This window comes from Ruegeria sp. YS9 (assembly GCF_024628725.1).
GTDB lineage: Bacteria > Pseudomonadota > Alphaproteobacteria > Rhodobacterales > Rhodobacteraceae > Ruegeria > Ruegeria atlantica_C.
In genome coordinates this window covers 66,093-90,441 of the sequence record NZ_CP102411.1, presented here as the reverse complement: position 1 = coordinate 90,441, position 24,349 = coordinate 66,093, and the positions used below count along the sequence as shown (strand labels likewise).

Below are 24,349 nucleotides of genomic sequence, written 5' to 3'. Positions count from 1 at the left end.
GTAGCAATTACAAGTCTTTCTGAGTTGATTCGACGAGAGACCAAATGCTGAACCGAGACCCGTTGCTAACCGCCACACCTCTGCTTGATTTTGAAACACCCGCAATTTTGGGACTCATAACGGAACGGCGCTGGCCCGATCTGCCTGTCTTGGATCGAATTGGCGCTATTTATGATTTCGTGCGTAACGAGATTGCCTTTGGTTACAACCGTGCAGACGATATCCCGGCATCAGAGGTACTCGCCAATGGCTATGGGCAATGCAATACCAAGGGCACTCTTCTGATGGCACTGTTTCGCGGCAGCGGTATCCGATGCCGTTTGCATGGCTTTACGATCCACAAAGAGTTGCAGAGGGGTGTGGTTCCCGAGCTTTTCTATCCGATGGCGCCGACGGAGATTGTGCATTCATGGGTTGAAGTCGAAGCAGAGGGTACGTGGCTAAAGCTGGAAGGCTTTATTCTGGATGAGCTTTTCTTACGCGTGTTGCAGCAGACATTTCCCAAAACAGAAAGCCTGTGTGGGTATGGTGTGGGGACGGATTGCCTGAGCGATCCCCAGGTCGAATGGGAAGGCCGTGACACATACATTCAAAGAAACGGCATCGTGCAGGATTTTGGGGACTTTGACTCACCTGACTCCTTTTATGTCCGTCACAGGCAGAACTTTGGCTTTTTTCGTGAACTGATGTACCGAGTCGTCGTGAGGCATTGGATGAACGCACGTGTAAGAGCACTACGCACTGGCAGGCTGGTGGCAAATGTTTCGGCAACACATTCCCATGGCAACTCTGGTGAATCCGTTTGAACGCTAGATTGGCACCAAGAATTTTCCTCAACGCAGGCGATTTTCAATCTAGCAAGCTTGAGGCCTTAACAAACCAGCGCGAGGGCGTGTGTAGCAGGCTACACCGGCCCGGTTTCAAGCGAAGCATCCAACCTTCAACCGCGATGGAAGAAAAGGAAAGACACGAGCCTTTTCTTTAGAGAATTGGGAAATTCCGGCTTAGTTGAACCGTTTTTGCAAGGCCATATTCAGCGCCTCTGACAATAAAACCAGAACAATGATTGCCAACGTCACGGTCGCAGCCTTTTCATACTGAAACGACCGTACATAGGTTTGCACATACAACCCAATGCCACCTGCACCGACAATGCCCAGTATCAGGCTTTCGCGCAGATTTAGCTCAAACCGAAATACGGTATCGCGCATGATCACAGGCGCCATCTGCGGCCAGATTGCCCAACGCAACTGTTGAATTCTGTTGGCCCCTGCGCTTTCAAGCGCCGCCACAGGAGCGGTGGCAACATTGTCGATGGCTTCTGCATAGAACTTTGCCAACATGCCGGTCGCGTGAAATGTGATTGCCAGTATACCGGGAAGCGGACCCAACCCAACAGCGCCCACCATTAGCATAGCGACCAGGATCAGCGGGATCGACCGGATAACCGCAAGCAAGGCACGGACGGGACGCCAGATCGCTGGTGGTACCATAGTTTCAGAGGCCAAAACGGCCAGTCCCACCGACAGGATCACGGCGAACAATGTTCCCAGAATGGCGATCCTCAGAGTCTCCGCCAGCCCGGTCAGAACCTCGCGCCAAACGGACAGGTCAGGTGGGATCATACGCCCCAAAAACTCTGCCAGACGGGGTCCCGCGCCTGGCAGCTTGCCCAATCCCATATCTCCGCTGGTCAGCGACCACAGGATCGCCAGCACCAGCATGACCCAAATGACGGATCGACCCATCAACTGACTACACGCAGCCCCGATGTGACACCGGCACCGTGATACAGTTCATCGATGTCCCCGCTGGTCAACTGAGCCGACGGTTTGTCGAACAATACCACGCCATCTCGCAGGCCTATGATGCGCTCAGCAAAGCGGCGTGACAGGTCGGGCTGATGCGAGCTGAAAATGACGCCGATTTCGCGGCTACGTGCAGAGCTGGTGATCAGGCTCAGAATGCGTTCTGCGTGAGCAGGGTCCAAATTGCTGACGGGCTCATCCGCAAGGATCAACTCGGGTTCTTGTGCCAGACATCTGGCAATCGCAACGCGCTGCCGTTGTCCACCCGACAACTGATCGGCACGGCGGCTTGCCAGATCGGACAGCCCCGTATCCTGAAGCGCCCGTGTCACGCACATATGGTCCTCTTCCCGGAACCGCCCCCAGAGTGAGGACCAGATATTCATCCGGCCCATCCGACCGTTCATCACATTCTGATAGACACTCTGCCGATCAACCAATGCGAATTCCTGGAAGACAAAGCCGATATTGGCACGGTCCTCGCGGGATGGAATTCCTGTTGCCAAAAGTGACTTGCCCAGCACCTGGGCCTCGCCCTGCCAACCGCTCGAACGACCATCCAACAACGCCAGCAACGTTGATTTGCCCGCTCCCGAAGGACCGAGTAGCGCGACACTTTCACCCGGCTGCACCGACAGTGAAACATCTGCAAGAGCTGCCGCACTGGCAAAGTGCTGCGATACCGCGTTGAGTGAAATCACAGGGTTCATTTCAGAAACCCATACCGCCGCGCAGTCTCGCGTACGCCTTCGTAAACCGATGGATCAGCAGGGAGATAGCCGTCCGGGCCATAGAGGTAGGTGAGCAGGTGACGGTTCTCACTCTCGTTGAGGCGCAGCCTTCTCTGGAAATCACACCTTTGACCGCCCGTGTGATCCCGATCCGATGGCTGCTCACAATTGCCTTTGACCACCTTTTCCTTTCTTCCGCTCGTTCTGGATCGGCAAGAAAAGAGCGACCGAACATTATTGGCATGACCTGATTGATGGCGGCCCATAATCCGATCCATCGCGCCACAAAGTTCAAAATTCGATATTTGGGAGCATTTTTTGGCTCTTCAGGATCAGCACTGGTTTCAAGCAACGTCAGCGATTTCAAAAGGCTTGGTTCACGAGCTGCCAGTCTCATGCCCACGAACCCACCCATGCTCAGGCCGACAAAATGGCAAGGTGCCGCGTCCAGGCTTCTGATTAGTTCTGCGGCATCGGCGGTCAGCGAGTCGATATCATAACCACTTTCGGTCACACTGCTTTGTCCCTGACGCCTATGGTCGTACGTGATGCAGCGAAAGCGGTCCCTCAAGTGAGCGACCTGCGTTTCAAACATGGCCCCGCTGAACAGAAGGCCATGCGAGAATAAGACCGCTTCGCCTTCGCCACCAGTATCTTCGTAGTAAATTTTCGCGCCGTTCAGAATGGCTGTCGGCATGATTTCCCCCGTCCAAACAGACGAACAGATTTTAGCACGACCTTTATACAAATGCATGCTGCCACAGCCGACTTCCCTTGTAGACTCGAGCGCAGAACTTGGAACCGTCTCAGCATACATCCCCGCCCTATTCTCAAGGACATAAACAACCGGCCCAAAGCCGCCCTCGGCCAAGTCATTAAACGCCGCAGTGCAGCTTCCCCATAACAGACGTTCGCGCATCATCAACTTTTGGAGTTGTAGAAAGGCAATAATGACAACCGATCAACTTCTACTGGCGCGCCAGAACCTGGCTGGGAAGCTCTCCAAACAATGCCCTGAATTGCGCGGAAAACCGACCGAGCTCCCAAAAGCCAAATCTGGTAGCAATTTCAGTTACGCTTACATCCGCACCATTCGATTGTGCCAGATGGCGTCTGACCTGCGTCAACCGCCAGTTTCGCGCATATGCCGCCGGAGAGATATCCAGAACCGAATGAAAGGCGCGATGCAAACTACGCCCTGACAGGCGCAGGTCCCCGCAGATCTCCTCCAGGCTGACGGCGCGATGCGAGTGTTGCCAGATGTACTCCTGTGCTTGCCGGACAACCCGCTGAGGGTCCCTGAAAGCGACATGGCGTAGTTGTTCCAGGCCGACGGCGCCATCGAAATTATACAGAAACGCATCAATAATCTCACGCCTTGCAGATGCTGCGGCTGACGGAATGGAGATCGAATGTCGTGAATCTGTCAACGCCGCTTCGATTGATTGGCTGGTCTTCAAAAGATGTCGCATCGCGTTAATCGATCCCCGATACATTTGCCCCCTGCGCCAGAACTTCCGCGGCAGCCGTATTTCGTGGAATTTGGCACGTTCACGAATGTCGTCCAGATCGGCTGATATTGTCAGATAGCCGGACTGGCCTGAATACCTTGATGCATGCTCTGTCATAGCCGGGAACACTCCGACATCGCCTGTACGGGTGGAGGTTGACCACTGCCGCGATGTGTCGTTGGCCTCCAGTAATACGCCAAGCACAAGTCGGTCCTGCGACAGCGGTCCGTTGATAGCCAGCGACCCGCTAAGTCGCCCGATGGTCAGATCTGAACCTCCAAGGTCCGCAAAGGTCAGCTTTCCCCTGACCGCACCCTTGCCAAGTTGTGTAGGTTCAACCGACGCGCCTTTGACGCCTTCCTGCATGGCTTCTATGCCGTTCACGGGCAAAACCCGAACGGTATCGGCCATCATGTTCGTGGTGTTTTCCGTCATTGCGTCCCCTCGGGCGGACCGGGATCCCGTCGGTCAGGCCAGAATCGCATATTGCAAACTACCTCATCATTTTATCATCACAGCGTTTTTCGTGCACGAGGTATGATCATGATATGGTCCCGGATAAACCGCTTAACCTGTTTCCTTCTCGTTACCGCGATCGCGTCAGGTCCGGTTGTCGCCCAAGATCACACTCTGCACGAAGACAGTGTAAAGGAGGTATTGGGGACCGAGGAATTCTCCCCCTATGCCGGGCGCAATTTCCCAACGCTACCCATGTGGGGTGATACGCATCTGCACACCATCGTCTCCGTTGATGCGGGAACCATGACCCGTTTGACACAGGAAGATGCTTTTCGCTTTGCGCGCGGTGAAGAGGTGATCACCACTCATGGATTGCGCGCCAAGCTGTCGCGTCCGCTGGATTTCGTGGTCATTGCCGATCACGCCGAAATGTACGGGCTGATGCCACAACTATTGAAGGGTGATCGGGAGATTCTGGCGACAGAGACCGGTAAGCGATGGTACGATGCGCTGACCAGCGGTGATGACCAAAGGGCCTTTGACACTGCGATGGAAATTGTCGGCACATTGTCCGATGACGAACCTCCGATTGAGAGTGGCGCGGCTGTCAAGAATGCCTGGCGAGAATACACCGCACTGGCAGACCGTTACAACGAACCGGGCCGTTTCTCGGCTGTGATCGGGTACGAATACACCACCAATGGTGGCAACAACCTGCATCGCAACGTGATCTTTCGTGGAGATGCGAACGAAGCCAATCAGACGCTGCCATTTTCACAATATGACAGCAAGAACCCCGAAGACCTGTGGCGCCATCTGGCCGCGTTCGAAGAGCGCACCGGCGGCGATGTCATTGCCATTCCGCATAACGGAAACCTCAGCAACGGGCGCATGTTCGATGTGGAAAGCTTTGACGGCGGCCCTTTGACCGACGAAATTATTCGGCTGCGCAACCGGTTCGAACGGCTCTACGAGGTCACCCAGATCAAAGGCACAGGCGAGGCACATCCGATGCTGTCGCCTGACGATGCCTTTGCGGATCAAGACATCTGGGACCGGTCCAATCTGGACGGTACAGAGCTGAAAGAGCCGGACATGCTTCAGTATGAGTACACCCGTGAAGCCCTGAAGAACGGCATGAAGCTGGAGGCCCAGTTTGGAGTGAACCCGTTCAAGTTTGGTCAGATCGGCAGCACCGACGCCCATAATGGACTGACCGCAGTCGAAGAGAATAATTTTTTCGGCAAGCATTCCGGCGTCGAGCCAGAACCGCATCGCTGGAAGCATACTGTGATTGAGGCGCCTGACCCGGATCTGTCGATCCTTGGCTGGCAGCAGGCAGCAGGCGGCTATGCGGCGGTCTGGGCTGTCGAAAACACGCGCGAAGCCATTTTCGATGCGATGAAGCGGCGCGAGGTCTATGGCACAACCGGCTCTCGCATGCTGGTTCGATTCTTTGGGGGCTATGAATTCTCCGGGGAAGACACACTCAGCCGTCTGCCGGCGGATATCGGTTACGCCAAGGGCGTGCCGATGGGAGGGGATCTAGCGCAACCTCGGGAGGGCCAGGTGCCGTCCTTTTTGGTGGCTGCCCTGCGCGATCCCCTCTCGGGCAATCTGGACCGCATTCAGATCATCAAGGGCTGGATCGACTCCGATGGAAACGGACAGGAAAAGATCTATGACGTGGTCTGGTCCGGGGATCGGGAACCAAACGAAGATGGAACAGTGGGTGATGTCGGCAATACGGTCGACGTGACCAATGCCACCTGGACCAATACCATCGGGGCCCCGGAACTGATCGGTATCTGGACGGATCCCGACTTTGATCCGGAACTGCGGTCCTTCTATTACGCACGGGTCATTGAAATCCCCACGCCGCGCTGGACCGCCTATGAAGCCAAGCGCTTTGGCGTCGAAATGCCACCCGAAGTGCCGATGGTTACAACCGAACGCGCCTATACGGCCCCGATCTGGTATACGCCCGGCTGACGGCCCAATGCCGACATTTGCTTCATCAAACAACGCTGCAATGCGGCTTCCGCAAAGCGGTCATTGTGGCTCGGCCGCACTCATCAGCTCACGAAGCAGCCTTTTATGCGTCACTCCCGTCATCTGGCTCACGTTGAAGCGCATAAACGAGTTCTTGGACCGGGTCGGACTGAAGACATTTCCCGGGGCAAGCACAACGCCTTGTTTGAGAGCTTCCCGTGCCAGCAGGGCCGAATCCCTTCCGTCTGGCAGCTCACACCATAGGTAAAATCCGCCCTTGGGATACACGAAGGGCTTGATGTTTAGGGTGCCCAACTCATCGATAGAACGCGCGCGGGCGCGATCCAGTTTGGCCCTCAGCGTGTCCATATGTTTGCGGTAGCTCCCATCGGTGAGGGCTGCGTGCAGCAATTCTGACACCATCGGGCTCGGCCCACCAAAGCTGATTGCGACCTGAAGGTCGATCAGGGCGGCAATCCAGCTAGGCCTGGCAGCTATGTATCCGCATCGTAGCGACGCCGAAAGCGTCTTGGAGAAGCTGCCAATCGTAAGAACACGGTCCAGCCCATCCAACGCGGCTAGACGCGGAGACAGGCCCGGCTCGAACTCAGCAAAGATAGCGTCTTCCACGATAAGCAGATCATGGGTCTCGGCCAGAGATAACACGCGATGCGCGGTCGCTGCTGAGAGCGTCGCGCCAGTTGGATTGTGCAATGCCGAGTTGGTCAGATAGAGTCGGGGACGCTCTTTGCGTAGAACGCTTTCGAATATCGTGAGATCGGGACCATTGGGCGTGTAGGGCACACTAACAAGTGCGACCTGATGCGCACGCAAGAGGGCTTGAAAATTGAAATAGCACGGATCGTCCACCAGAACTGTATCACCCGGCTTGAGCAGCAATCTGCAGATCAAATCCAGCGCTTGTGACCCAGAATTTGTAAGCAAAACGGTGTTTGGGTCGACGTCTATGTTTTGATCGCCCAACATGCGTGCCACGTGTTGGCGCAGGCCCGCGTGCCCCTTTGCATTGCTATAATCGGTCAACACATTGCTGTTGCCCCGTGCCACATTACGCATGGCCCGACGCAGTGACGCCAGAGGCATCCAGTCTGACGGCATCCACCCGCATCCGGGCTTCTCCATGCTGTCTTCTGCATCAATGGATTGCCGAGCGACCCAAAGCGGATCAATCTCTCGCTCAAGCTGTGGCCCGGTTTGCGACACGACAAAGGGCTGAACGCGGTCGGAAACAAAGAAACCAGAACCGCGTCGGGCAAAGATAACGCCCTCAGCGGCCAAGACGTCGTAGGCCTCAACTACGGTCGAGGGTGAGACGCCCAATCTACGTGCGAGCACCCGGACAGACGGCAGCTTGGTTCCTGTGCTATATGTACGAGACCGTATCCTGCGTGTGATATGGTCCATCACGAGTGTGCGACGGGTCGCTTTGGCCATGGTACAATCAATCTGTTTGGGTTCATCTACCGTTACAGTTCGAGTGAACTGTACTGTTCTGTATCTGCATTTACTACAGCGCTTCCACTACAAGATCCAAAAAGGATTGTGTGGCGATGACGTCTTCATTTTCGGGTTGGGGCAGTGGATTGATCGGTGTGCTGATCTTCAGTGGATCCTTGCCCGCGACACGAGTGGCCATAAATGGATTTGACCCTCTTTTTCTGACCTCGGCTCGTGCCGTGCTGGCGACAGCTCTAGCACTGTGTTTGCTGGTCTTATTCAAACAGCTTAAACCTTCGCTGGCGGATCTGGGATCCCTCATAACAGTGGCTTTGGGCGTCGTGATCGGCTTTCCTCTGCTGACAGCCTTGGCCCTTCAGCACATCACGGCTGCGCATTCAATCGTCTTCATCGGGCTTTTGCCCTTGAGTACCGCTGCATTTGGCGCGTTGCGCGGCGGCGAACGTCCGGCCGGAATGTTCTGGTTGTTTTCCGTCTTGGGGAGTGCGGCCGTCGTTGGTTTTGCCCTCACGCAAAGTGCAGAAGTGTCCCTGATTGGAGACCTGTTTATGCTGGCGGCCATCCTCGCCTGCGGATTGGGCTACGCCGAAGGGGCGCTGCTCTCGCGTCGATTGGGCGGCTGGCAGGTGATTTCCTGGGCGCTTGTCTTGTCATCACCGTTCATGGTCATTCTCGCAATCTTCACATGGCCTGACACATTTGCCGATTTGAGCATGCCTGTCTGGCTCAGTTTGGGATACGTCTCCATTTTTTCGATGCTGGTTGGATTTGTGTTTTGGTATCGCGGTCTGGCTCGCGGGGGCACAGCAGGTGTTGGGCAGCTACAACTGCTTCAGCCATTTTTCGGCTTGATCCTTGCAGCGGCCTTACTAGCGGAACCGGTCGCGCCTTCGATGATCGGGGTAACGGTTTTCGTCGTGATTTGCGTGGCCGGTGCGAAGCACTTCGCGTAACGGGACAAAGCAGACTTTCAATCGAATAAATTGAAAGTCCGCTTCTTGGTTGTAGCGCATGCTTTAACTGAGGTGATGCACTTCTTGAAGGCCATAGACCGGCGTCAGGATGCCCTCCATCCGAGCCTTTATCTGCAGCGAGAGAAACTGTGAATAATGCCGGGACTGATGCAGGTTTCCACCATGCATCCAAAGGTTTGGAACCTGTGTCGGCTTCCACATATTGCGTTGCTCGCCTTCCCAAGGCCCCGGGTCCTTGGTTGTGTCAGAGCCCAGACCCCAACATTTCCCAAGCCGATCCGCCATATCCTGACCCATCAGGTCAGCAACCCAGCCGTTCATCGAATTATACCCGGTCGCATAGACCACCAGATCAGCATCCAGATGCGTTCTGTCATCAAGGATGACTCCGGTTTCATCAAGGGCTGTAACCTGACCGCGTTTCAGCTTGATCTCACCATCAATGATCAACTGGCTGGCCCCAATATCGATGTAATAGCCTGATCCGCGGCGCAGGTATTTCATGAACAGCCCGCTTTCGTCATCGCCCCAATCCAGCCAGAACCCGGCCTTTTCCAAACCGTCATAAAACTCTTTGTCCTGCTCTTTCATCGCGGCATAGGCCGGAATCTGGAATTCATGCAGAATGCGATAAGGCAGTGATGCAAAGATCAGATCGGCCTTTTCGGTCGTCATGCCAGACCGCACCGCACGTTCAGAATAAAGATCGCCCAGTCCGATTTCCATAAGGGTGTCCGAGCGGACAATATGGGTTGAGGACCGCTGCACCATTGTCACATCGGCATCGTTTTCCCAAAGCGCGGCGCAGATGTCATGGGCCGAGTTGTTGGACCCCACCACGACAACTTTCTTGCCTGCCCATCTGGCCGGCCCGTCGTGTTCCGAAGAATGTGCCTGCTCACCCTTAAAAACATCCATACCCGGAAAATCAGGCATGCGTTTCTTGCCGGACATACCCGTCGCCATGATCAGCTGCTTGGGCCGCAACACCACCTCTTCGCCATCCCGGTCCACCGTGATAGTCCATTCGCCCTTGTCTTCATCGAAGGTGGCGGATTTGGCCGTCGTGCGCGTCCAATAATTCAGCTCCATCACTTTGGTGTACATCTCAAGCCAGTCGCCGATCTTGTCCTTGGGCGAGAACACGGGCCAGTTTTCCGGGAACTTGATGTAAGGCAGATGGTCATACCAGACCGGATCATGCAGGCAGAGGGATTTGTAGCGATTGCGCCAACTATCGCCAGGCCGGTCATTCCGTTCAACGATGATCGTCGGGACGCCGAGCTGTCGCAGCCGCGCACCCATGGCGATCCCACCCTGACCACCTCCGATGATGACGCAGTAGGGCTGTGTTTTGTTGCCCAGTTCAGCCTCTTCTTGGGCCCGTTCTTCCGCCCATGTGGTCCTGTGTTTACCCGCACCATGCTTGGCCCCAAGTGGGCGGTTGAACCCTTTAGGCTCTTCATGACCTTTCAGCTCGACCATCGTGGTCAGCAAGGTCCATATCTTGCCATCCTTGAGGCGGATTAACCCAAAGCCGCGTGCCACTTCGGTTTCGAACTCGATCCATGCGGTGGTTATTCCGCCATCTTCAGTGGGTACTTCACCTTCGGCTATTTTCCAACCGCTCGGCTTTGTTGTGGCCAACTGATGCGCGAGCATATCTGCCACCTGCGCCTTGCCTTCGACCGTTTTGATATTCCAGGTAAAGCTGACCAGATCGCGCCAATAGCAATCGTCCTGGAACATATCGCAGGCGGCATCGATATCGCCTTGGGATAAAGCCGTACCGAAGTCATCCAGGAACCCCTGCACCTGATCCGAGAGTGTTGTGTCGAGCATGTCATCCTCCCTATCTCCACGGAGCAAAAGGCTGGCAAATCCGCGTCCCTTCGGGCAAGTCGATTTGGCGGCTCAACGCTTGACCTCGGCCAAAAATCCCAAGACTTGTTGCGCGCGCAACAAGGGCGCAACACGAAGGCATGTGCGTTTATGCAGGTGGAATAAGCCCGGCCTTTCGCACACGGCGCAGGATTGTCGACCGGTTCACGCCAAGGCGTCGCGCCACTTGAGACATATTCCAATCGCAAGCACGCAGCAGTGCTTCCAGATCATCTGAGTCCAGCTTTTGCGCAGGGGCGAGCGCCGGGGCTGGCAAATCCGTCAAGTCGATGATGTTGTCCTGACACAGGGCGACCGCGCTGTGCAGCAGATGTTCCAGTTCACGAATATTGCCGCTCCATAGTCGTGATTTCAGATCGGCGCGCGCGACTGTCGACAGGTGAATATCATGGCTTGCAAACCGTCGAAGCAGGCGATCAATTAGCCAATCCAGATCCGCTCGGTGGCGCAAAGGCGGCAGAGAAAATGTGGCCCCCGCAATCCGGTGCAGCAGATCTTCACGCAGACCGCCCTGCAATCCCGCCGGGGGCTGCCGACATGAGGCAATGATCCTCAGATCAGCCCGCCGCTCAAGCACTGCTAAAAGAGAGGCCTGTGCAGGCTCGCTCAGGTCTTCGACACCGCTCAGGAACAGCGTGCCGGGGTCGATGGTTTGGCAGAAATCGAATGTCTCGGTATCGCAACAGATCACTGTGTGGAAATCCTGTCTCGCAGGATCGGCCATGTGGATCGCACGCGCCAGTTTGGTCTTGCCCGTGCCGCTTTCACCAGTCAGCAAAAGCGGCAGGCTGGTCGGTGCAAGACGCGCAGCATTGTTCAAAAGCTGCTGAAGGTCCGCATCCGGCCCCGCAAAACTGCCAAGGGCTCCGGGCAGAACCTGTTCTCGCTTGCGCAGGGCCGCCGTCATCTGCGACGTCTGTGGCGCAACGGCATGACCATAGAGCGCTCGCCCGTCCTTGAGGTGTAGAACGCGGTCTTCGGACGGTCTGCCGCGCATGAACTCCGGCATGTCATCAACACTGATTTCAAGCCAGTCCTGCAATTGCGACCCGATCAGGTGGCCCGAACCGTCCGGGTCCAGTGCGCGTCGGGCCCCCGAGGTCATACCAATGATCTTGCCGCTTCCGTCCACTGCAACCGCCGCTTCAGGATCGACCTCGAGAAATTCGGGGCTTGCTGAAAAGCGCAGGACCCAATCGCGCCTGGTCGATGCCATCAGGTTTGCCATCTCGACGCGACGGGCGGAATTCGTCACCAATGTCATGGCCAGATTCTGCGACGCCTTAGGCGAAGGGCCACGCAACAACGAAACATCCAAAACAGCCGCAAGACCACCTTTGGTATCGAAAATAGGCGCTGCCGTACAAGACAGCGGCGTATGCGTGATCGAAAAATGATCCCCCTGATGGATCGTCACCGGCTGACCTGTAACGATACACGACCCTACCCCGTTCGTTCCTGCCAACTCTTCCGTCCACTTGAATCCCAGATGAAGACCGGCAGTTCTGAGTTCGTCCTCGAAGTTCCGGTCGCCAAAGAAATCGACGCAGACGCCATCTGCATCCGCAAGCAGCAGGACATAGTTCTGCCCTGCCACCTGCGCAAACAGCGATTGCAGCCCCGAGCGCGCCGTTGCGATCAGACGTTCGGATTGTTCCAGATGTTCACGGAATTTGGTGTCAGGCAGTATGTACGCTGGTTCCTGTCGTGAGGGATCCATACCATAGGTCTCAACACAGCGCTGCCAGCTGTCCGCGACAAGTCGGTCTCGCCCTGTATCGAACCCGCTCAAGACACGGTCAATCTCTTTTGAATGCTGGCGATCCAACAGCTTCCCGTCCTGCAAACCCTTCCTAAAAATAGCAGGTGGAAGGCTTCGCGCCTATGCTCAAATTTCGTCTGGCAAACGTTTGGCGCTTCGTTTCGTCAAGCTGACCTTCGTTGAACGCGCGGCATAGCTCACTTTCGGGCTCTCCCGACGCTTTCGCCGCGCTATCCACGAGCGACAGGTCCGGGACGAACTACCTTTTGCTGAACCGCTGACGAACCGGAAAGTAGCGGACAGTAAGGATTTTGAGTGTGGCAAAATGTAATAAAGACTTTACTGCGGGGATTCAGTTTTCTTGGTTTCAAATTTCTGAGGTTTCGCTAACTTCGCGTCGAGTGGCGTTAATCTATGTTCACCAACTATACCAGTCACCTATTGCGGTAACCCTGCTTTTAACCAACCTTCACGCCAATTGTTTGCACAAGATGGGACAGTGAATATTGGTAATTGAGTCTGCGCCGAGGTTACGGTCAGCCCTGGGCGCAAAGCCTGAAGATTTGCAACCGCTTCGCGAGCAGCATCACCATCGGTGAGGTGGCCCAGAGCAGCGATCAGCATGAGATGACTCATTACGAAGTTTGAACGCACAGATAAGGCATTTCGGCAAGCCTTAATGGATTCTTCATAGCGCCCAAGATGGAATAGTGCACTTGCTTGAGCGAGATAAGCAGCATGGCGCAATGGATCGTGCGGGCTGAAGTCCACAGATTGAGTTGCGTGGCTGAGTGCCTCCTCTGGGCGATTAAGCAGAAACAGGTTGATGGACGCCAGCATGTGAACTGTTGCGGCGTTTGGGTTCTGCTCGAGAGCTTGTTTAAACGCAACCCGCGCGCGTGGTAAATCCCGCGCCAGCATTGAGATTGAATGCGCAGCATACGCCAGTGCGATCCCGTCTGCACGATCGCTAAGCAGCACCCGTTCGGCTGCTTTTACGGCCTCTTTCGGCCCTTCGCCAATAGGCTCAAGCCCTTGGACCATGCGTTGAATATGCAACCAAGCCAACAAACCTGATGCTGACGCATATTCCGGGTCGCGACCCAGTGCGAGGGTCGTCAGCCTTATGGCCTCTCGATTGTCTTCATCCGTCAATAGGTGGAAGTGCGATTGCGCTCGCAGGTAAAGTTCATAGGCTTCCAAATTATCCGTGGGTTTCGCGCGCGCGCGGTTTGTTTCGGCGTGCCGTAGCGATGGCTCAATCGCTGTAATGACTTCCAGCGTGACTTTGTCTTGAAGGTCGAAAATATCATCAAGTACGCCGTCAAAGCGTTCTGCCCAGAGATGACTGCCGTTTTCCGCATCAATCAATTGCCCAGTAATGCGGACGCGTTGACCTGCTCGTCTGACCGAGCCCTCGAGAACATAGCGCACTCCAAGTATGCGACCAACTTCGCGAATATCCGTGCTTTTGCCTTTAAAAGTGAAGGACGAATTTCGGGCCACGACCATCAGCCAGCGGAAACGAGACAACTCTGTGATGATGTCTTCTGTGATTCCGTCCGCAAAGAATTCCTGTTCGGGATCATCAGACATATTGTCGAATGGAAGCACTGCAATCCCAGGTCTAGCATCCGTTTTTTGAGATAGGTTGGCTGAAGTGCCCTTAGGCCAGCACCAAACACCAATGCGGCGCGTGATGTTTTTGAGTTCCGTCTGCTCACCGCCGTCGAACTTGGATGCATCGCCTCGGTCAAGACTGTTGTGAGATGTATCCGACAACAATACCTGATCTGGCTCGGCCATTGCTTCGAGACGAGCGGCGACATTTATTCCATCACCAAAAATGTCGTCGCCTTCGGTGACAACCTCGCCGGTATGAATGCCAATTCGAAGCTTGATACTGTCTGGTTTCTGAGCAGACTGTATTGCGATAGCGCAATCTACAGCGTCTGATGTGGACTTAAACTCGGCGATCCAACCATCGCCCAAGCTTTTGATCATTGTCCCGCCATGGGCTTTCAGAAGCAATTGGAGCGTATCTTCACGAAATGATCGGAGCGCACTAATCGTACCTTCCCGGTCATAATCCATCAGTGCTGAGTAGCCGACAATGTCCGCCGCAAGCACCGTCGTAAGACGTCTGTCCATTCGTTCCCCCTGTTTTAAGGAACTTAACGCGACACTCGACTTCTGTCAGCCCGACAAGGTCGCCTTTTAACGTCACCTTTGGGCTCATCGGCAACATTCGCCGCGCCGTCCTTGAACGACCGCAACTCATGCAGCTTTGGATTTCAGGCTCTCCCGCAATTGACCCTAAGTTACAGGAAACAGCCGACCCGAGAAACGCTATAGCAGACGGTGTTGGAAATTGGCCTTGGGTTTCAATTCGATGAGGCGCTCAAGACCTACGTCACGCAACAGATGGTTAGGCAATTCGTCCAAGCAATAAACCTTCCGTTTCCGGCGCAGGAGGTTCCCAAAGAGTTGACAGATGCTTGTGATATGCAGCCACCAGCCCTTTGGTGGCGGCTGCATCAGTGCGGAGTTTGAAAAGTTCATCGCGCTGCTTCTTCCAAAGACCGAACGCCTTGATTTACACCTTGTGAAAGGTGCCTTGATGATTGAGCTTGGGACGACGCGTTGGCACACGCTTCGATGTGGGTCGCGATGCGATTTGCGCTGATACCCGCCGCGTGGAAAAATCCCTGAAACAACAATCCGTACCCTGTGAACCAAAGACCGGGATTTCGGGGATCTTCCTGACCCATCGGATGAAGTGGGTAACCTTTGTTGTCCAACGCACCCATGTGCCCGAAGAGTTCATCCAGATCTGCTCGATAACCAGTGGCGCAGATCACTACGTCAGGGTAGATTTTTCGACCACTTGCCAGTTCAACGGCGTGGGGTGAAAAGCCGACGGTTTCGCTGACGGCCGCAAACCGACCAGACTTCAGCGCAGAGACAAAACCATCATCCAGAGCGAAGGTTACTCCGTCTTTCAGCATCCGGGAACCACCGCCCATGACATGGCGGCGCAAGCCATAGCGGCGCAGGTTCCCAAAGAAGGCGCGCTGCATGATCGAAAAGATCGGATCGAGCGACCATTTGGGGAATAGCGTGAAGAGGTTGGCCAGCCGCTGTAGCGAAAAGCCGAAGACGCGGGATGGCAGGATCGATGGCCCGTGCCTGACCGAAACCCAGACCTGCGCCGGGTTACAGCGAGACAAATGATTCAACACATCTGTGCCCGAGTTGCCGGCCCCGATGACAAGGACTTTCTTCCCGTCGTATTCACTGGGGTCATCGAAGTCGGCGGCGTGGATGATTTGACCGCCAAACTCCTCCATGCCCGGCCAAACGGGCATATCAGGCACTTTCTCCCGCCCCGTTGCGACAATCAGGTGAGCGCTGAAATAGGTGCCCCTGTTGGTTTCAATCTGCCAGATGTCGTCTTCGTGGAGGATTGACAGGACGCGGGTCTCGAAGTGGATATCGGAAGCAAACTGACGCGCATACTCGCTCAGGTAATCGACAACAGCATCTCGGGGCAAAAAGGTGTCCGAGTTACGAGGTGCGTGATATCCGGGAAGGCTGGCGAAATGGCGATGAATGTTCAGCCGCAACTTCGGATGCCGTGCGCGCCACGGATCGGCCACCCTGTCGGACGCTTCCAGAATGGTGAACGGAATGTTCCGGGCGCGCAGTTCAGAGGCCGCAGCCAACCCGGAAAGACCGGCTCCGATAATGATGGCGGTTGTTGAATGGGGAAATGTCATTTGAGAACTCCAAAAACAGTGCGCTTAACGGCGCGCGAAGAAATATGCGTTGAGTTGATCATGAGGCAGGTGATGGGTCTCGACCTGCCCGAAGCCTGCATTGGCGAGGTATTCCTGTGCTGTCTCAATGCCCCACATTGCTCCGAGGCCTGGCCCGCCTTGCCCAATTGACACTGGCGTGCAGTGCATCAGCGACAGGGAATAAAGCAGGGGTGCAAACGGATTTTGGATGTTGGTTTCTAGATTCCGGGATCCGCCTATATCTTGCATCAGAAGCAATCCGTCCTCGGCGAGTGAGCGGTAGACAAGGTCCAGCAATCCCTGCGGGTCTTTCTGATCGTGCACCGCATCAAACGCTGTGATCAGATCGAAACGTCCCAGAGACTTGACCTTGGAAAGGTCCTGCGCACGAAACGTCAGGTTCTTCAGACCCATGCGTGCCGCTGAGACTTGCGTTTCAGTAAAGGCGTCCTCACACAGATCGATCCCCATAAAGCGGCTTGCAGGAAAGGCTTGGGCCAGTTCCATCATCGCGCGGCCTGCGCCACAGCCCACGTCCAGAACATCAATCCCGTGTTCAAGACGCTCGATCAGACCGGGTTCCACAGGAAGGATGTGCTCTATCAGGGCCGATACCACCAGCTGAGCGCTGTCTTCTGCCATGACTTCATGAAAGCGACAGTAGTCATGGTAATGGGTGCCAGCCCCATCTCGAAACCGTGCGACCATGTCCTCCTCGACCGAGGCCATGACACCAATGAACTGGCAGGTTACAGCCATGTTGTCGGGTTCCGCCGCGCGAGTAAGCAGCGCCGCGTGTTCAGGCGGAAGATTGTAGGTTCCGGCTCCGGGGTCGTAATCGACCACGCCTGACGTCACCATCACAGCCAGCCATTCACGAATGTAACGCTCGGCTAAACCAGCCTTCTCGGCCAGAGTTTTCGAGGTCGCGTTGGGTAAACCGGCGAGCGCGTCAAATAGGTTGGTACGGTGGCCAATCGACGTCATCAACGCGAGCGCGGCACTATTCAATGTGTCGACCATCTGCTCTCCAAAGCGCTCTGCCTTGGCCTCATCAAAAGTAACTGTTGTTTGGTCGTTCATGGGGCTTCTCCGATGTTTTTGGCGTTCATATCGTCTGTTTCTGCATCGGTATTGCCGCAAGGTTGCGAGTCGTGATATGCCCAAGATTGACCAAAACGGTGAATATCGGACATAGCGATGCAAACATTCAAAGCCCCTTGTCGTACAACGGTTGTGACTTTGCCCTGCGTCGGAACCTCGACGGCTTACAGTATTCTCGATGCACTTGCCTCGGTCGGCCGGGATTGGGAAATGCTACATGGGGCCCGTCCCAAGGCGAAGATCTTTGACGCCAAGATGTTGTCGGTAGATGGAGCACCTTATGTCGACATCAACGGACGACGTATCACGCCGGACGGATCACTGGCCGATTATGGTCAACCTGACCTGGTAATCGTTCCTGATCTGCATCTTGCGCCTGACGCACCGTTGCCAGATGAATTCGCCGTGGTGATCCCGTGGCTTGTCAAGGCGTACGCTGACGGCGCAATCATCACGTCTGTTTGTTCTGGTGCGCTCTTACTCGCGGCGGCGGGCTTGTTGGATGGCCTTGATGCCACCAGTCATTGGAGTTTCTGTGATGTCATCGCCCGGAAATTCCCGGATGTCCGCGTGCGCCGAGAACGAATTCTGATACCTGCGGGTGACGGGCATCGGATTGTGACCGCTGGTGGAGCGTCTGCGTGGGGTGATCTGGTTCTGTATCTGGTCGGCCGAATTGCTGGACAGGATGAGGCCCGACGCCTCGCCAAGATTTACTTGCTCCAGCCTCACACTGAAGGACAGTTGCACTACGCTTCTTTGATTGCGGGAGCACAACATGAGGATGCGCTGGTTGCAGATGCCCAGGTTTGGGCCGCGGATAACTATGCCCTGCCAACCCCAGTTGCCGCCATGGCCGCCCGAAGCGGTCTGACCGAGCGAAGTCTGTTGCGGCGGTTTCGCAAAGCCACCGGGCAGACCCCGGTTGAGTACATTCAGACGCTCAGGGTCGAAGAGGCTAAACAGATGCTGGAAACGACCGATATGCCCATCGACGATATAGCTGCCGAGGTTGGATATACAGAGCCATCAAGTTTCCGAAATGCGTTTCGGAGATATGTGGGCATGCCTGCATCGGCCTATCGGAAGAAACGCTTATCGCTGGCTCCTTCGGCGCTTTAGAACGAGTGCTTCGAATGATGCAAGTTGCGTGGGCTTGTTATTCAGCATTCATGATCGAAGCCGCGGTCTGCATGAATGACGGGTAGTCGCGCCGCGGGGCGGCACCGAATTTTTCGCTCATGCCGTATTATTTTGTGACGCGTGCGCGCGTAGCGGGAAAATCGGATTTACGGGTTGGGCTCTCCCAACGCCTTCGCCGCGCTTTGTCCGAACGGCGGATCTGGGAAACGGGGGATTTCCAGACAGCAGAGCATGGCCATCCACGACGCCACAACCGCTGAATAATATTGTCTCGAAATCGCGTCCAACAATCTACGTTCAGTGGCTGGATAATTTGATGAGAAGGCAGATACTTGAAAACGCGGGGAAAACCCTGTTCGCATTTAATGTGAGCCGGAGCGGATGATTGCAGGCTGGTTGCAAATAATCTGGGTTCATTCGCAGATAATCCGGGTTTGGCCCCTCCGATAGATGCAAATAATTCAGGCCGAAAATCAGGATGATTGCAAGCCGAACTGATTATGTTTGCAGGTCATTACAGCTAAGGCTCCCGGCGTTTGGCAGTGAAAGTGATTTTAATGAAGATCAAGTTGACCTCGATGCTGAGGCTCAAGTCGATTTTCTGAAGCTGTTTTCTCACGGCTTTTAGGCGGCGAGCTGCTAGTTTGCGAAGCTGTTTTGATTTTTTGCGAATGTATTTCATGTCTGTCTCCTGTTGAAAATTCGCGGCTCCCGAACACGCCGGGAAAGCAGACCAGTCAACACGCGCGCAGCGCATCGTAGGGCTTGGTGTTTACGGGTCTGCGCGGCGTGTATCTTGGCCGCTCATTTTCATCGGGACGGATCTAAGGCAGGCGCGCAAAAAACAGAGGTTCGCAGTGGAACCGGCGACCTGGTGCGGTGTGTGCAGAACTTAGAGTTTTGAGGGAAAGGCAGTCGGCCCAGACTCGCGGCAACGATCGGGCCGACTGGCTCAAAAGAGCGTTTTTGCCGATTGCCGTCGGCTTAGTGAGATTAGCACGGCAACAGCGGACGTTAAAGCCGATCCGTTCCGGCCGCCATGCGGCCCCGTGCGCTGGAAGCGCACAGTCCTGGCTAATCGGGGCGGTGGCCCCGGTTCGCCGGGACGCCACAACCGAATGAGCTGGTTAGCCCGGATAGGGGTTTGCTGGGCTGTAACGTGTGCCAGCCTCGACAAAGCAGCCGTTGCGGCCACTCAGCCATGCGCGATGAAATGACGAACGCGCAAGTATGCGGCGAAGTGGCCGGGGCATTGTCCAACCGCCATACCCTGACAAATAGATGCGGTGAAGAATTTGATTCATAGGCGACCTCTGATCTGAGACTGTGGAATGGTAGGCGTGTTGGCCGACCTAAGAAAGCCGCGCGCCACGCATGGCGGCGCGCAAGCAGTGGTCAAACCTCCTTTCCGTCGCTGTCAAACCGGCGGACAAGCTGAAAATCTATGAAGCCAAACGAAACCAGATCGGCAAAATGGGCACGGGCTTCGTCTGAATCGGCGTAGGTTTCCGGGTCCGTTCCATCCGGCAAGTCGATTTCGAAAAACTGCATTGCATCGCAAGCGATCCTGACAATTGGTTTTGTAGACATCGGCTTTCCCTCAGCGGCGGATTCTGATGATTTTCGTGTGAACGCTGGCCGTCGAAAAAGTGTTTGGCGGCAAGGTTTCGAGTTCTTCGGCCTCGTCGTGGTGGAATGTGACAGGGACCAGGGCAACAAGGGTTGCCGGTTCGTCATGCCCACCCTGCCCTAGCAGGGACAAAGCCGCCTCGATGTGGGCGCGTACCTGCTTAAAAGGCGGGTTCATGATGATACGGGGAAACTGCGCGCGGCCTCTGACTTCCTCCGCATACTCAAGAAAACAACGGTTGATCGTGGGGCCAATGGCGCGCAGTTTTGCCGCAAGCGTGTTGTGGCGCTCGATCATAGTCAATTCGCAAGTGCTGTGACCTGATGCAATCAGCGCCTTTGCGAGCTGGCCGGTCCCGGCGCTTGGCTCCAATGTCAGATAGTCACCTTGCGGCCCGAGATAACCAACCATCCGCGCGGCTACAGGATCGGGCGTCACGTGGCATTCGGTGAACTTGTCAACGGCGATAACCTCGGGGGCCTTCAGCTCGTCCAGTTGGGGCGCGTCATGCCGCACCCTAACCGGAATGGTTAGGGGCCTGTTCGGGCGGTAGTAGATGCTTGGCCGTTTCTGAGTCATCGTCCTAGCCTTTCAACTTCAAGGGCGTTCGTGGCTTGGTTGACTATCCGTTGCGCCGTGTTTGCCTCGATTCCGGTCTCCATCAAACGGCGCATTGTGACCGCCTTGCCCAGAACGGTCAGGCGCGAAAAACCCTCCTGAACGTATTCCATCGGGTCGGCTTCAACGATCTGGCATTCTCCCTCCGTGTGACCGTGGCTGATTGCCTTTTGCCGCCTCCCCTGCAAATTCTCGGGCAGGATTGCCGCGCCCTGAGTGAGCGCGACAGCGTAGGTGTAAAGGTGGGTTTCCCAATGACGGGTCATTGTGCAATTTCCTCGTCAAAATCTGCAGGGGCGTCATGCTGCTTTTGATCGGTGATCAGGATAGCAGCCCATCCAGCCGAGAAACGCGGCCCTTCGTGGTTCGGGTTCGGTGCGATCCGCACCCGGAAAGCGCCGCAAGCTGAAAGCCGCGTTCCCCTGTAGTCGGTGCCAATTTTGGCAAATTCGGCCTTGGTCATTTCCACCTGTGGAACAAACTCGACTGTTCTATTCCACGGGTTGCGAACCAAAAATTTGCCGCTCTGCGCTTTGAAATTCAGAATAGGCGGCTTTGCCGGTTTCTTTTCGGGCGGCACGTACCCGCAAGACTGCATCAAGTCGCGCCACTCGTCGGCGGATAGCTCAACGGTGCTGCCATCGGCCACATGAGCGGGCAACGGGGCGTCACATTCCACAGAAAACAGATCGTCATCGACCTTTTTCCCCTTCGGTTTGTCTGCGCCGTGTTCGCGGACAAACATTTGCAACAGAGTCGGCGTAATCTCACCTTCAAAACGTGGCACATCGCCCAGCATTTCGCGTTCATATGAAAGGCGGTTCAAGGTGTGAGTGATCCAGCGGGACAGGTGGTCGCTTTCGATGGTGCGTTTTGCGGCCTCGATGCACTGCGCGCGGGCTTCTGCCGGTGTGGTCTTGCCGTCTGTAACTGCCGAATAGAGGCCACAAGGCACCGAAGGGCTGCGGCCCAGAATGAAACTGATTTGCGCGTCAGTGGTCGCGCTTTCCCACATTGCCAAGGCTTTATGCGCAGCGTTCAACCGGCGCTGAAGGTCGCGCAGCTCGGCCAGTAGTTTCTTGATCCGACGCGCGCGCACCTTGGGGTCATTCTTCCGGTTTGCATGACGCTCGACACCTGCCGCGCGATATTGCCAATAACCGATAGCGCCATGAGCCTTAACGGCTTTGTCCATTGCGTTGTGCATCCGCTCTTGTGTCTTGCGGGCTTTGCGCTCGGAGTGATGCCCGACAAGGATAGGCTGACCAAATTCGAATGCACGGGACAGTTCATCAGCGGCCCGGTGAAATGCGTTTGCCTGTTCGGCGCGTTTCTGTGCGATCCCGTCCAGGCGATCCGCTGTGATCTGCGCCCGTTCGGCCATTGTGGTTTCTTCGGGTTCAATCTCGCCTGCCAGTTCAAGCGCAAGGTTTTCGCGGGCAACGGTCCACATTGGGGCAACGAACAATTCCTGTTTAGGTGCCCACTTGAAGCCTGCGGCTTTGACGCGCTCGTATGTGTCGGCGTCCAATCGCTCCGAGGCATACAAACGGATCTTATTGTCCTCGGGGGAGTAAGTTGCACTGATATTAATATCAAAATCAGCCATTCGTGGCGTCTCCTTATCGTGGCGATGCGGTTGCCGGTGTTTCCCAGCTTTCCGCCAATGGGCGCGGCCTTCTGATCTGTTAGCTGATAGATGGACCACATCTATCGGCTGGCAGAACAGGAGGGCGAAGCCCTGCCTGTGGCCTGGGGCGGGACTGTCACGGGGTCGGAGTGGCAAAAAAATGGGAGGGAACCGCGCGCTCGCGCGTGGGAGGAACCGGTTTTTTGACATGGAGACGACGCGCACCGCGCGGCGCTTGCCCCTTGACCGGCCCGACGCAGGATGCGGGCGGATCGGGATGATGGGACCGGCCTGCCGGTCACAGCAGCCCCACTATTGGACAATGCCAGGGCCGGGGTGAGCGCGCTTTAGCGCGTCGATCCTCAGCCCTGTCAATTGATCAATGTGAACCGCGCGCCGCGCGCGGGTCTCAATTCACCGTTTGCGTGGTCTTGTCAGAAAACAAAAGCACGCGTGTTATCCTGCCTCGACGGAAACACTATATTTAGTATACTTACGTTAAGCACCCACAATATGATTGCTTTTGAACCCCTTTTGTTCTATTCTTTTGCTAAGCTGCCAAGGGGAAAAACTGATGCCCGAAACTGCCATTTCAGAGACACAGACAGCACTGCCAGCAACGGCAAAGCAACTTGCTTATGCACGCAAGTTGGCAGAGCAACAAAACGTCGTTTTGCCCTGGGAAATCCAGCAAGATCGGCGCGCGATGAGCCAATGGATCGACACGCAGAGATCAGCACCTCGCGTTCGCGATACAAGGCCAAGCTCGAAGCAGGTGGCATTTGCGGAACGCATCGCCCGGATCAAGCGCAGTCCTGTTCCGGACGAGTGCTTTCGGGATCGCACTCTGATGTCCCGCTGGATCGATAGCAACAAACCTTGAACAATATCGCGTTGGTTTGGCACCTTTGGCGTTGCCTTGCCACGTTGGAAGAACCTCAGATGCGGTGCTTTCACACATGCCTTGCTGCGTACCGTTCCATTGAATAAGCCGCATCATCTAACCATGGGATCAATCGCCTATGCTCCAACCGGAACATAGCCTCGGCGACGTTTTTGTCTTTCAAGTATATGGAGCGCGTCAGCAGCCTGGGCTTCGTCATCGTACGTCACCATCATGGCTTGCCCGTTTGTGCCAATACGTCCCCAGGTGCGAAGAACGGAAACTTCACCAAACAGCGTCGGCTGCAACTCTATTCCGTAGAACCGTGCCATGTTGACGTCAGGGTCTACATGGATCAGGTGGACAGGTGTGGTGTCTGTCAGCTCCATGCGCCCAGTATTTCTTGGCACAGCCCAGCTGTCCAATGACAATGCGATATCTATTCGCCGGGAGCGATTCATACCCGTGATGTGAGGCGGCACGGGTTTCACCCGGCCTTATCATTCTGGTCGCACCATATGCGAGTTGAAGATCTTTGCAGTCCCTCCATTCCCCGGATCAGGGTTGACGAGCCCGACCCTTGTCGCGTCCGCTGTGGTTATGGACGTAGATGAAAACAAAGTGGATGAGGCAGTCCTGGCGCTGCTCTGGTTGACGCTGCATGACGAGCGCCGCGCATGGAAAGGCTTTGACTGGGACGCGCTTGACCGCTTGCACCGGAAGGGGTTGATCCTGGATCCGGTTGGAAAGGCAAAATCGGTGGTGTTGACCGATCAAGGCCTGCATCGATCCAAAGAACTTTTCGCAGAGCTTTTTGAGCGGGAGCCAAAGACATAGCATTCGCCACGACAAGACCATCCATGCAACGCAGATCTGCACAAGCCTGTGATCTGGCTGGCGGTTGCAATCTGCGCTAGATCGCC

The 24,349-nt window shown here is 55.6% G+C and carries 22 protein-coding genes; 6 read left to right on the top strand and 16 right to left on the bottom strand.

Annotated elements, in window-relative coordinates; all coding sequences use genetic code 11:
• Positions 1–44 precede the first annotated feature (44 nt).
• A complete protein-coding gene (locus NOR97_RS20160; protein ID WP_152460741.1) occupies positions 45–806 on the top strand; it encodes a transglutaminase family protein in 762 nt (253 codons plus the stop codon).
• 198 nt (positions 807–1,004) lie between these two features.
• Here NOR97_RS20160 and phnE read toward each other — a convergent pair whose 3' ends face one another.
• The 4 genes from phnE to NOR97_RS20140 are packed head-to-tail and all read right to left on the bottom strand — an operon-like array spanning position 1,005 to position 4,485.
• Positions 1,005–1,748 carry a phosphonate ABC transporter, permease protein PhnE gene (gene phnE / locus NOR97_RS20155; RefSeq protein WP_152460740.1) on the bottom strand — a complete coding sequence of 248 codons (744 nt, stop codon included), beginning with the start codon at positions 1,746–1,748 and terminating at the stop codon, positions 1,005–1,007.
• Positions 1,748–2,518 carry a phosphonate ABC transporter ATP-binding protein gene (locus NOR97_RS20150; RefSeq protein WP_152460739.1) on the bottom strand — a complete coding sequence of 257 codons (771 nt, stop codon included), beginning with the start codon at positions 2,516–2,518 and terminating at the stop codon, positions 1,748–1,750. The genes phnE and NOR97_RS20150 overlap by 1 nt, the downstream gene beginning before the upstream one ends.
• Position 2,519: 1 nt before the next feature.
• Positions 2,520–3,458, bottom strand: a complete 939-nt coding sequence (locus NOR97_RS20145) for an alpha/beta fold hydrolase (RefSeq protein ID WP_257601425.1) — start codon at positions 3,456–3,458, stop codon at positions 2,520–2,522.
• 49 nt (positions 3,459–3,507) lie between these two features.
• Entirely contained in the window at positions 3,508–4,485 is a 978-nt protein-coding gene (locus NOR97_RS20140) for a helix-turn-helix domain-containing protein (RefSeq protein ID WP_171676790.1), read from the bottom strand.
• Between the two features lie 108 nt (positions 4,486–4,593).
• Here NOR97_RS20140 and NOR97_RS20135 point away from each other — a divergent pair, with 108 nt between their 5' ends.
• Complete coding sequence (locus NOR97_RS20135; protein WP_171676792.1) at positions 4,594–6,501, top strand: DUF3604 domain-containing protein; 1,908 nt, start codon at positions 4,594–4,596, stop codon at positions 6,499–6,501.
• A gap of 60 nt (positions 6,502–6,561) precedes the next feature.
• On the opposite strand, the gene NOR97_RS20130 is transcribed toward NOR97_RS20135, so the two are convergent.
• Positions 6,562–7,956 carry a PLP-dependent aminotransferase family protein gene (locus NOR97_RS20130; protein ID WP_171676794.1) on the bottom strand — a complete coding sequence of 465 codons (1,395 nt, stop codon included), beginning with the start codon at positions 7,954–7,956 and terminating at the stop codon, positions 6,562–6,564.
• A 116-nt stretch (positions 7,957–8,072) separates the two neighbouring features.
• Between NOR97_RS20130 and NOR97_RS20125 the strand changes: the two genes are divergently transcribed.
• The gene (locus tag NOR97_RS20125) at positions 8,073–8,933 is read left to right on the top strand and encodes a DMT family transporter (RefSeq protein ID WP_171181573.1); all 861 of its coding nucleotides are present in this window, start codon (positions 8,073–8,075) and stop codon (positions 8,931–8,933) included.
• A gap of 63 nt (positions 8,934–8,996) precedes the next feature.
• On the opposite strand, the gene NOR97_RS20120 is transcribed toward NOR97_RS20125, so the two are convergent.
• The 5 genes from NOR97_RS20120 to NOR97_RS20100 form a co-directional block, all read right to left on the bottom strand.
• A complete protein-coding gene (locus tag NOR97_RS20120; RefSeq protein ID WP_171676796.1) occupies positions 8,997–10,796 on the bottom strand; it encodes an NAD(P)/FAD-dependent oxidoreductase in 1,800 nt (599 codons plus the stop codon).
• 148 nt (positions 10,797–10,944) lie between these two features.
• On the bottom strand, positions 10,945–12,687 hold the full coding sequence (locus NOR97_RS20115) for a sigma-54-dependent Fis family transcriptional regulator (RefSeq protein ID WP_171676829.1): 1,743 nt from the start codon (positions 12,685–12,687) through the stop codon (positions 10,945–10,947).
• A 369-nt stretch (positions 12,688–13,056) separates the two neighbouring features.
• Positions 13,057–14,769, bottom strand: a complete 1,713-nt coding sequence (locus tag NOR97_RS20110) for an adenylate/guanylate cyclase domain-containing protein (protein ID WP_171676798.1) — start codon at positions 14,767–14,769, stop codon at positions 13,057–13,059.
• A 407-nt stretch (positions 14,770–15,176) separates the two neighbouring features.
• Positions 15,177–16,397: an NAD(P)/FAD-dependent oxidoreductase gene (locus NOR97_RS20105; protein WP_171676800.1), complete on the bottom strand. Its 1,221-nt coding sequence runs from the start codon at positions 16,395–16,397 to the stop codon at positions 15,177–15,179.
• 24 nt (positions 16,398–16,421) lie between these two features.
• Positions 16,422–17,501, bottom strand: a complete 1,080-nt coding sequence (locus tag NOR97_RS20100) for a class I SAM-dependent methyltransferase (protein ID WP_171676802.1) — start codon at positions 17,499–17,501, stop codon at positions 16,422–16,424.
• Positions 17,502–17,618: 117 nt separating this feature from the next.
• Here NOR97_RS20100 and NOR97_RS20095 point away from each other — a divergent pair, with 117 nt between their 5' ends.
• Positions 17,619–18,644 (top strand): GlxA family transcriptional regulator, encoded by a 1,026-nt coding sequence (locus tag NOR97_RS20095; RefSeq protein WP_171676804.1) that lies wholly within the window; start codon positions 17,619–17,621, stop codon positions 18,642–18,644.
• 541 nt (positions 18,645–19,185) lie between these two features.
• On the opposite strand, the gene NOR97_RS20090 is transcribed toward NOR97_RS20095, so the two are convergent.
• From NOR97_RS20090 to NOR97_RS20070, 5 genes are all read right to left on the bottom strand, one after another.
• Positions 19,186–19,347, bottom strand: coding sequence for a hypothetical protein (locus NOR97_RS20090; protein WP_171676806.1), 162 nt, complete (start codon positions 19,345–19,347; stop codon positions 19,186–19,188).
• A 713-nt stretch (positions 19,348–20,060) separates the two neighbouring features.
• Positions 20,061–20,255 carry a hypothetical protein gene (locus NOR97_RS20085; protein WP_171676808.1) on the bottom strand — a complete coding sequence of 65 codons (195 nt, stop codon included), beginning with the start codon at positions 20,253–20,255 and terminating at the stop codon, positions 20,061–20,063.
• A 10-nt stretch (positions 20,256–20,265) separates the two neighbouring features.
• The gene (locus tag NOR97_RS20080) at positions 20,266–20,874 is read right to left on the bottom strand and encodes a methyltransferase type 11 (protein ID WP_171676810.1); all 609 of its coding nucleotides are present in this window, start codon (positions 20,872–20,874) and stop codon (positions 20,266–20,268) included.
• A complete protein-coding gene (locus tag NOR97_RS20075; protein WP_171676812.1) occupies positions 20,871–21,179 on the bottom strand; it encodes a hypothetical protein in 309 nt (102 codons plus the stop codon). The genes NOR97_RS20080 and NOR97_RS20075 overlap by 4 nt, the downstream gene beginning before the upstream one ends.
• A complete protein-coding gene (locus tag NOR97_RS20070; protein WP_171676814.1) occupies positions 21,176–22,522 on the bottom strand; it encodes a DUF3560 domain-containing protein in 1,347 nt (448 codons plus the stop codon). The genes NOR97_RS20075 and NOR97_RS20070 overlap by 4 nt, the downstream gene beginning before the upstream one ends.
• A gap of 595 nt (positions 22,523–23,117) precedes the next feature.
• On the opposite strand from NOR97_RS20070, the gene NOR97_RS20065 reads away from it, so the two are divergent.
• A complete protein-coding gene (locus NOR97_RS20065; RefSeq protein ID WP_171676816.1) occupies positions 23,118–23,426 on the top strand; it encodes a hypothetical protein in 309 nt (102 codons plus the stop codon).
• A gap of 137 nt (positions 23,427–23,563) precedes the next feature.
• Here the strand turns inward: NOR97_RS20065 and NOR97_RS20060 are convergent, their stop codons facing one another.
• Positions 23,564–23,815, bottom strand: coding sequence for a WGR domain-containing protein (locus NOR97_RS20060; protein WP_257601408.1), 252 nt, complete (start codon positions 23,813–23,815; stop codon positions 23,564–23,566).
• Between the two features lie 211 nt (positions 23,816–24,026).
• On the opposite strand from NOR97_RS20060, the gene NOR97_RS20055 reads away from it, so the two are divergent.
• The gene (locus tag NOR97_RS20055; RefSeq protein WP_171676560.1) at positions 24,027–24,263 is read left to right on the top strand and encodes a DUF6429 family protein; all 237 of its coding nucleotides are present in this window, start codon (positions 24,027–24,029) and stop codon (positions 24,261–24,263) included.
• Positions 24,264–24,349 lie beyond the last annotated feature (86 nt).

What these genes read in the sequence shown, in the direction of transcription:
- NOR97_RS20060 (WP_257601408.1), bottom strand. Translation starts at nt 23,815, where the DNA reads ATGGAGCTGACAGACACCACACCTGTCCACCTGATCCATGTAGACCCT.
- NOR97_RS20110 (WP_171676798.1), bottom strand. Translation starts at nt 14,769, where the DNA reads ATGGACAGACGTCTTACGACGGTGCTTGCGGCGGACATTGTCGGCTAC.
- NOR97_RS20090 (WP_171676806.1), bottom strand. Translation starts at nt 19,347, where the DNA reads ATGAAATACATTCGCAAAAAATCAAAACAGCTTCGCAAACTAGCAGCT.
- NOR97_RS20095 (WP_171676804.1), top strand. Translation starts at nt 17,619, where the DNA reads ATGCAAACATTCAAAGCCCCTTGTCGTACAACGGTTGTGACTTTGCCC.
- NOR97_RS20085 (WP_171676808.1), bottom strand. Translation starts at nt 20,255, where the DNA reads ATGTCTACAAAACCAATTGTCAGGATCGCTTGCGATGCAATGCAGTTT.
- NOR97_RS20120 (WP_171676796.1), bottom strand. Translation starts at nt 10,796, where the DNA reads ATGCTCGACACAACACTCTCGGATCAGGTGCAGGGGTTCCTGGATGAC.
- NOR97_RS20075 (WP_171676812.1), bottom strand. Translation starts at nt 21,179, where the DNA reads ATGACCCGTCATTGGGAAACCCACCTTTACACCTACGCTGTCGCGCTC.
- NOR97_RS20150 (WP_152460739.1), bottom strand. Translation starts at nt 2,518, where the DNA reads ATGAACCCTGTGATTTCACTCAACGCGGTATCGCAGCACTTTGCCAGT.
- NOR97_RS20125 (WP_171181573.1), top strand. Translation starts at nt 8,073, where the DNA reads ATGACGTCTTCATTTTCGGGTTGGGGCAGTGGATTGATCGGTGTGCTG.
- phnE (WP_152460740.1), bottom strand. Translation starts at nt 1,748, where the DNA reads ATGGGTCGATCCGTCATTTGGGTCATGCTGGTGCTGGCGATCCTGTGG.
- NOR97_RS20145 (WP_257601425.1), bottom strand. Translation starts at nt 3,458, where the DNA reads ATGCGCGAACGTCTGTTATGGGGAAGCTGCACTGCGGCGTTTAATGAC.
- NOR97_RS20135 (WP_171676792.1), top strand. Translation starts at nt 4,594, where the DNA reads ATGATATGGTCCCGGATAAACCGCTTAACCTGTTTCCTTCTCGTTACC.
- NOR97_RS20100 (WP_171676802.1), bottom strand. Translation starts at nt 17,501, where the DNA reads ATGAACGACCAAACAACAGTTACTTTTGATGAGGCCAAGGCAGAGCGC.
- NOR97_RS20070 (WP_171676814.1), bottom strand. Translation starts at nt 22,522, where the DNA reads ATGGCTGATTTTGATATTAATATCAGTGCAACTTACTCCCCCGAGGAC.
- NOR97_RS20130 (WP_171676794.1), bottom strand. Translation starts at nt 7,956, where the DNA reads ATGGCCAAAGCGACCCGTCGCACACTCGTGATGGACCATATCACACGC.
- NOR97_RS20055 (WP_171676560.1), top strand. Translation starts at nt 24,027, where the DNA reads ATGGACGTAGATGAAAACAAAGTGGATGAGGCAGTCCTGGCGCTGCTC.
- NOR97_RS20065 (WP_171676816.1), top strand. Translation starts at nt 23,118, where the DNA reads ATGCCCGAAACTGCCATTTCAGAGACACAGACAGCACTGCCAGCAACG.
- NOR97_RS20160 (WP_152460741.1), top strand. Translation starts at nt 45, where the DNA reads ATGCTGAACCGAGACCCGTTGCTAACCGCCACACCTCTGCTTGATTTT.
- NOR97_RS20140 (WP_171676790.1), bottom strand. Translation starts at nt 4,485, where the DNA reads ATGACGGAAAACACCACGAACATGATGGCCGATACCGTTCGGGTTTTG.
- NOR97_RS20105 (WP_171676800.1), bottom strand. Translation starts at nt 16,397, where the DNA reads ATGACATTTCCCCATTCAACAACCGCCATCATTATCGGAGCCGGTCTT.
- NOR97_RS20080 (WP_171676810.1), bottom strand. Translation starts at nt 20,874, where the DNA reads ATGACTCAGAAACGGCCAAGCATCTACTACCGCCCGAACAGGCCCCTA.